Here is a 7,154-nt window from a genome sequence, read left to right on the forward strand (position 1 = left end):
CCGATCCGATTTCCTCGGTGCTTTCCAGGTTCCCGCTTCCGCGTTTCCCTTTCCGGCGGTTCCGACTCTATCAGATCCTTTCGGGCCTGATTCCCAGTCAGAGGGGCTTGCCTTCCCGGCTGTTGGGCCGTTCCGACGTCTCAAACCTTAGCGGACCCGCTCCCTGTTGCCAAAATCGGAGTTCGGAATTGAATTCGAGCATGCCGAAATCGTTCCCGAGGGGAGGTCGTGCTGGTGGTGTGAGGTGCCGCTCGTGCGGCGAGAGTGCCACCGCAAAACCGTTACGGCGCTGCGGCAACCCGAAGAACCTTACGGATCGGGGAGGTGGCTGTCAAGCGTCCCCTGTCAAACGTTTTAGTCGAGGTCGCTGAGCCGGCCGCCGGCGTCCGGCTGGTCGTGCTCCACCCTGCGCAGGATGCGAGTGAGGACCTCGCCGAGGGCGGTGCGCTCGTCGGGGGAGAGGTCCTGGAGGAGGTCCTCCTCGAAGACCGAGGCGAGGCGCATGGCCTCCAGCCACTTCTCACGGCCGTCGGCCGTCAGTTCGACGATGACGCGGACCCGGTTGGACTCGTCGCGGTCCCTGGTGACGAGGCCCTCGGTGACCATGCGGTCGATGCGGTGGGTCATCGCGGCCGGGGTCAGGCCGAGCCGCTTGGCGAGGTCGCCGGGGCCCATCCGATAGGGGACGCCGGAGAGGACGAGGGCCTTGAGGACCTCGAAGTCGGCGTTGCTGACGCCCAGGTCGGCGGTCTGGCGGCCGTAGGCGACGTTCATGCGGCGGTTCAGGCGGGACAGCGCCGACACGATCTTCTCGACCTGGGGGTCGAGGTCCTGGAACTCGCGCTGGTAGGCGGCGATCTGTTCCTCGAGTGTCGGCTCGCCGGCAGCTGCTGTGTCGCCCATGGGTCGCAGTATGGCACGGCGGAGCTTTGCCTTGAAGTCCTTCGGAATATAGTCTTTAGGTTCGAAGTTTACTTTCGAAGTCTTCACTCCTAACTCGTGAGAGAGGTGAACGTGACCAGGGCGAGGGGCGCTGCGATGCGCCGGATCCATGTGGGCAACGCGCTCAGCGCGTTCGGGCTCGGTTTCACCGTCCCCTACCTGTACGTCTATGTGGCGCAGGTGCGGGGGCTCGGCTCCGTGACGGCGGGGCTGGTGCTCGCCGTGTTCGCCGTGGCCGCGCTGCTCGTGCTGCCGTTCGCCGGGCGGGCCATCGTCCGGCGGGGTCCGCTGCCCGTGCTGCTCGCCGCCCTGGTCGTGGCCGCCCTCGGCGCGCTGAGCCTGGGTGTGTCGGAGCAGGCGGCGACCGTGCTGCCGTCCGCCGCGCTGCTGGGGGCCGGGCAGGCCGTGATGCAGCCGGCGCTGGCGACGATGATCGTGGACTGCTCGACGGCCGATACCCGGTCGCGCGCGTTCGCCACGCAGTTCTTCCTGCAGAACCTCGGGCTCGGTATCGGCGGGCTGATCGGCGGGCATCTCGTCGACACCTCCAGCCCGGCCTCGTTCACCCTGCTGTTCGCTATCGAGGCGGCCATGTTCCTGGTGCTGGTTGCCGTGCTGGCCACGGTGCGGATGGAGCGGGCGCCCCGGGTCGCGGATGCGCCCGAGGGGGCCAAGGGAAGCTGGCGGCAGCTGCTGGGCAATCGGGCCATGGTGCAGTTGCTCGTACTGGGGTTCGTATTGTTCTTCGCCTGCTACGGGCAGTTCGAGTCGGGGCTGAGCGCGTACGGCGTGGAGGCGGCCGGGATCTCGACGTCCGCGCTGGGGACGGCGCTGGCGGCGAACACGCTGATGATCGTGGTCGCGCAGTTCGCGGTGCTGCGGTTCGTGGAACGGCGGAAGCGGTCGCGGGTGATCGCGTCCGTGGGGCTGATCTGGGCCGTGGCGTGGGCGATCGCCGGGTACGCCGGGCTGGGGCACGGCAGCCAGTCCATGGCGACGGCCGCGTTCATCTCGACGTACGCGCTGTTCGGGCTGGGTGAGTCGCTGTTGTCGCCGACGCTGGTGCCGCTCGTCGCGGATCTGGCGCCGGAGGGGATGGCGGGGCAGTACAACTCCGCTTTCGCCCTGGTGAAGCAGCTCGCGCTGGCGGTCGGGCCGGCGGTGGGCGGGCCGCTGGCGGCGGCGCTGCCCGGACCGTACATCGTGGTGTTCCTGCTGTTCTCGCTGGTGATGACCGTGCTGGCGGTGCGGATGGGGCGGTCGCTCACTCCGGTGCAGGACCGGCCGTGGCTGCTGCGGGCCAGCCGGGTGGTCCGGCAGGGCGGGGCGCCCGCCGAGTCGGAGGCGGCCGCCCGGGCGTAGGGCCGTCCGTCACGGGCGGGGCAGGGCGAACTCGCACCAGACCGCCTTGCCGCCGCCCGGAGTGCGCCGGCTGCCCCAGCCGGAGGCGATGGTCGCGACGATGGCGATGCCCCGGCCGGACTCGTCGGCCGGTTCCGCGCGACGCCGTCTGGGCAGGTGGTCGTCGCCGTCGGTGACCTCGATGATCAGACGGCGGTCGGTACGGCGCAGGCGCAGCCGCATGGGGGGCGTGCCGTGCTGGAGGGAGTTGGCGACCAGTTCGCTGGCCGCCAGGACACCGAGGTCGTGCAGGTCGGTGGGGAAGCGCCAGCTGGTCAGGACGCCGGAGGCGAAGGCACGCGCGCGTGGGGCGGCCTCGACGCCGCCGAGGAGTTCCAGCGCGGCGTTGCGGAAGAGGTCGTGTTCGGGGCCGGTGCGCGCCGGGTGCTGGAGGACCAGAACGGCGACGTCGTCGTCGTGTTCCGGGGTGACGCCGGCCGAGCGGACCAGGCGGTCGCAGATGACCTGGGGGGTGCCGCGGGCGCCGGCCAGGGCGCGCTCCAGGGCGGCGATGCCTTCGTCGAGGTCCTGGTTGCGGCGTTCGACCAGGCCGTCGGTGTAGAGGACGGCCGTGGAGCCGGGGGCGAGGGGGACGGAGCCCGAGGCGTGCACCCAGCCGCCGGTGCCGAGGGGCGGGCCGGTGGGTTCGTCGGCGCGGTGGACCGTGCCGGTCTCGTCGCGGACCAGGATCGGAAGGTGCCCCGCGGAGGCGTACACCAGGCGGCCCTCGTTGGGGTCGTGGATGGCGTACACGCAGGTGGCGATCTGGTTGGCGTCGATCTCGGCGGCGAGGCCGTCGAGGAGCTGGAGGATCTCGTGCGGGGGCAGGTCGAGGCGGGCGTAGGCCCTGACCGCCGTACGGAGCTGGCCCATGACGGCGGCGGCGCGGACGCCGCGGCCCATGACGTCGCCGATGACCAGGGCGGTGCGGCCGCCGCCGAGGGTGATCACGTCGTACCAGTCGCCGCCGACGGCGGCCTCGGTGCCGCCGGGGTGGTAGGTGGCGGCGATGCGGAGGTCGTCGGGCTGCTCCAGTTCCTGCGGGAGGAGGGAGCGCTGGAGGGTGACAGCGGTCTCGCGCTGGCTGCGTTCGCTGGCGCGCAGGCGCTCGGCGGCCTCGGCGTGGTCGGTGACGTCGGTGGCGAAGACCAGGACGCCGCTGTCCTCGCCCTCGGTGACGGGGGCGCAGGTGAAGGTGTAGGAGCGGCCGTCGGGGGCCTTGCGGCACTTGAGGGTGCGGGGCCGGTGGCTGCGCTGGACCTGGTCGAGGAGGGGGAAGAGGCCCAGTTCGGCCAGTTCGGGGAGGGCCTCTCTCGCCCGTTCGCCCAGAGGGCGTACGCCGAAGGCCGCCGTATAGGCGTCGTTGACGTAGGCGATGCGGTGGTCGGGGCCGTGCACCAGGGCGACGAGGGCCGGGACGCGGTCGAGGACGTCGCGGACGGGGAGGTCGTCGACGGCCGGTACGGGAGGGGGTTCGTCGGTCAGCTGTTCGGCGCGGGCGGCGGGCACGGAGGTCTCCGGCCGGCTCTCTCCCCGCCGGTCCGGGGAGACCGTGGTGTCGTTCCGCGCTGCCGCGCGGCGCTGCGTTCCGGGGAGCCGGGCGCTCCAGCGCGTGAAGTTCACGAATCCTTGCCTCGTGTAGTCGTCGGCGGCCGGCACCGGAACCGGCCGGGGTCCCGGGGGCCGCGCGGGGGGTGAGCGGCGGCCCGCCCGTGGTGGTGTGGACCAGTCTGGCAGGGTGCCGCCCGGCCCGGCATCCGTCAGACGTCGGGCCGGGCGGCGGAGTTCCTCGGTCCGGCCAGGACTACCCCTTCGGGTTCTCCGGGGGTTCTTGAGGAGGGATTCCCCCGGCAGCCAGTTCGAACTCCGCTCGCGGGTGTTCCAGTGAACCCAGCGAGACGATCTCTCTCTTGAAGAGACCGGAGAGTGTCCATTCGGCCAGCACGCGCGCCTTGCGGTTGACGGTGGGGACGCGGCTGAGGTGGTAGGCGCGGTGCAGGAACCAGGCCGGGTAACCCTTCACCCTGCGGCCGTGGACCTGGGCGACGCCCTGGTGGAAGCCGAGGGAGGCGACCGAGCCGGCGGACCTGTGGGCGTACGTCTCCAGGGGTTCGCCGCGCAGGGCGTGGGCGATGTTGTCGCCGAGCACCCTTGCCTGTCGGAGCGCGTGCTGCGCGTTGGGGGCGCATTCCCGGCCGGGTGCGCCGACGGTGACGTCGGGGACGGCGGCGGCGTCTCCGGCGGCCCACGCGTGCGTGACGCCCTCGACCGCCAGCTGGGGGGTGCATCTCAGCCGTCCGCGCTCGGTGCGGGGCAGGTCGGTGGCGGCGAGCACGGGGTGGGGTCTGACGCCGGCCGTCCAGACGACCGTACGGGTGGGGAAGCGGGAGCCGTCGCTGAGGACGGCGACGCGGCCGGCGCAGGACTCCAGGCGGGTGCCGAGCCGTACGTCGATGTTGCGGCGGCGCAGTTCGGTGACCGTGTGGCGGCCCAGTTCCTCGCCGACCTCCGGCAGGATCCGGTCGGTCGCCTCCACCAGGATCCACTTCATGTCGCCGGGGTCGACGTTGTGGTAGTAGCGCGCGGCGTAGCGGGCCATGTCCTCCAGTTCGCCGAGGGCCTCCACGCCCGCGTAGCCGCCGCCGACGAAGACGAAGGTGAGGGCGGCGTCGCGGAGTGCGGGGTCGCGGGTGGAGGAGGCGATGTCCATCTGCTCGATGACGTGGTTGCGCAGGCCGATGGCCTCTTCGAGGGTCTTGAAGCCGATGCCGTGGTCGGCGAGGCCGGGGACGGGCAGGGTGCGGGAGACGGAGCCGGGCGCGAGCACCAGCTCGTCGTAGCCGACCCGGTGCGCGCCGCGGCCCTCCTCCTCGGTGGCGAGGGTGGTGACGGCGGCGGTGCGGTGTGCGTGGTCGACGGACTCGGCCTCGCCGACGACGACCCGGCAGCGGCCGAGGACGCGGCGCAGGGGGACGACGACGTGCCGCGGGGAGATCGATCCGGCGGCGGCTTCGGGAAGGAACGGCTGGTACGTCATGTAGGGGGCGGGGGTGACGACGGTGATCTCGGCCTCGCCCCGCCGCAGTTCGCCCTTCAGCTTCCGCTGAAGTCGCAGGGCCGTGTACATCCCGACGTAGCCGCCGCCGACAACGAGAATGCGCGCGCGTTCCTTCACCCTCCCATGACGCACCCGGCGCTGGAGTTTGTCCACAGGCCCGGCAATTCGTATGACCGGTCGGCCACGGTGGGCAGGGTTGGCCGATTCGTCGCCGGCCGGGAAAGGAGAGCAGGTCAGCGGGTACGCGGTGGGGACGGGCAAGGGGGTCACGGGGGTCTTGTCGGGGCCGTACTCCGATCGGGGGGCGCTCCGTGCGGAACCTGCCCCTTCTGAATTGACTCCCACTCAACTATGTTCGTCCCGACGGAGTGTAGGGGGGATGCGCTCATCGGGCCCGCGACGGGCGGCCCGGACAGCGGCCTGTTCCGCACACGCTCCGGCTTCCGATGACGGGGAGTGTCTCCGGGGGGAGACGTCATTACCGGGGGATTGTCTATGCATGTTCAGAACTCTCATTGGCCGTCCGGCTCCGCTGTCGCCGCCGGCGGCACGATGAGCGCGACAACGGGTACGGCGGGTGGTGGACGCGGGGACGGCGCGCGGTCGGCGCCACTGCGCGTGGACGCTCAGCGCAATCTGGAACACGTGCTGCGCGCGGCACGTGAGGTGTTCGGCGAGCTGGGGTACGGCGCGCCGATGGAGGACGTGGCCCGGCGCGCGCGGGTCGGGGTCGGCACGGTGTACCGGCGGTTCCCCAGCAAGGACGTGCTGGTGCGCCGGATAGCCGAGGAGGAGACGACCCGGCTGACCGACCAGGCCCGGACGGCGCTGGGGCAGGAGGAGGAGCCGTGGTCGGCGCTCTCCCGGTTCCTGCGGACGTCGGTGGCGTCCGGCGCGGGCCGGCTGCTGCCGCCGCAGGTGCTGCGAGTGGGCGTGGCGGACGAGCATCCCGAAGACGGCCCCGCCGGCCCGGCCGGTGAACCCCGGGTGCCGCAGCAGCGGATCCAGCCGGGCTCCGGCGAGCTGCGGCTGGTGCCGGAGCAGTCCGCGGACGCGGGGGGCGCGTCCCTGGAGGACGACGCGGGCGCCGCGGCGCTGCTGGAGGTCGTCGGCCGGCTCGTGGACCGCGCCCGCGCGGCCGGTGAGCTGCGGCCGGACGTGTCGGTCTCCGACGTCCTGCTGGTCATCGCCACGGCGGCACCCTCACTGCCGGACGCGGCACAGCAGGCGGCGGCGTCGGCGCGGTTGCTCGACATCCTGCTGGAGGGGCTGCGGTCGCGGCCGGCGTAGCGCGCGGGTACCGACGGGTGCTCCTGGGGGCCTGAGCTGCCGGGGAGCACCCGCCGATGCCGATCGGTGCCTGGCCGTACCCGTCGGAGTGGTGTGCCGTACCCCTGTTTCTGGGGGCGGGGCCCGGCGTGGTGGACGCGGGGCCGCGCAAGTGATCAGCCCCCGCGTCCCGCGCGAGTGAGCGCGTGCCGCGTCCTGCGCGAGATACGCGGGGGGGGCGCATCCCGCGCGCGGCATGAGGCCGCACCCGCACAAGCCGTAGCCGTAGCCGTAGCCGTGCACAGGCTCTACCCGCGCCCGCACACAAGCCGTGGCCGTGGCCGTGCAGGCCATAGCCATACCCGCACCCGCGTACGGTGCGCAGGGGCCGGGGTGGGGGGTGTCCGCCCGCAGCGGTTGGCGCGTCAACCCGCCGCACCCCCGTAAGCGACCGATTCCGCGCCGTTCCGAGGACGGACACCCC

5 protein-coding genes are annotated in these 7,154 nt (G+C 72.4%); 2 read left to right on the plus strand and 3 right to left on the minus strand.

Features of this window, described 5'->3' with window-relative positions:
- Positions 1 to 354: 354 nt before the first annotated feature.
- Positions 355 to 903, minus strand: coding sequence for a MarR family winged helix-turn-helix transcriptional regulator (locus ACZ3IG_RS36020; protein WP_467437460.1), 549 nt, complete (start codon positions 901 to 903; stop codon positions 355 to 357).
- 135 nt (positions 904 to 1,038) lie between these two features.
- On the opposite strand from ACZ3IG_RS36020, the gene ACZ3IG_RS36025 reads away from it, so the two are divergent.
- Positions 1,039 to 2,304, plus strand: coding sequence for an MFS transporter (locus tag ACZ3IG_RS36025; RefSeq protein WP_467437461.1), 1,266 nt, complete (start codon positions 1,039 to 1,041; stop codon positions 2,302 to 2,304).
- 9 nt (positions 2,305 to 2,313) lie between these two features.
- On the opposite strand, the gene ACZ3IG_RS36030 is transcribed toward ACZ3IG_RS36025, so the two are convergent.
- Complete coding sequence (locus tag ACZ3IG_RS36030) at positions 2,314 to 3,966, minus strand: ATP-binding SpoIIE family protein phosphatase (RefSeq protein WP_467437462.1); 1,653 nt, start codon at positions 3,964 to 3,966, stop codon at positions 2,314 to 2,316.
- Between the two features lie 181 nt (positions 3,967 to 4,147).
- The gene (locus ACZ3IG_RS36035; protein ID WP_467437464.1) at positions 4,148 to 5,518 is read right to left on the minus strand and encodes an NAD(P)/FAD-dependent oxidoreductase; all 1,371 of its coding nucleotides are present in this window, start codon (positions 5,516 to 5,518) and stop codon (positions 4,148 to 4,150) included.
- 378 nt (positions 5,519 to 5,896) lie between these two features.
- On the opposite strand from ACZ3IG_RS36035, the gene ACZ3IG_RS36040 reads away from it, so the two are divergent.
- Positions 5,897 to 6,691, plus strand: coding sequence for a TetR/AcrR family transcriptional regulator (locus ACZ3IG_RS36040; protein ID WP_467437465.1), 795 nt, complete (start codon positions 5,897 to 5,899; stop codon positions 6,689 to 6,691).
- The last annotated feature ends 463 nt before the right edge of the window (positions 6,692 to 7,154 follow it).

Source organism: Streptomyces sp. NPDC016677, from assembly GCF_055562815.1.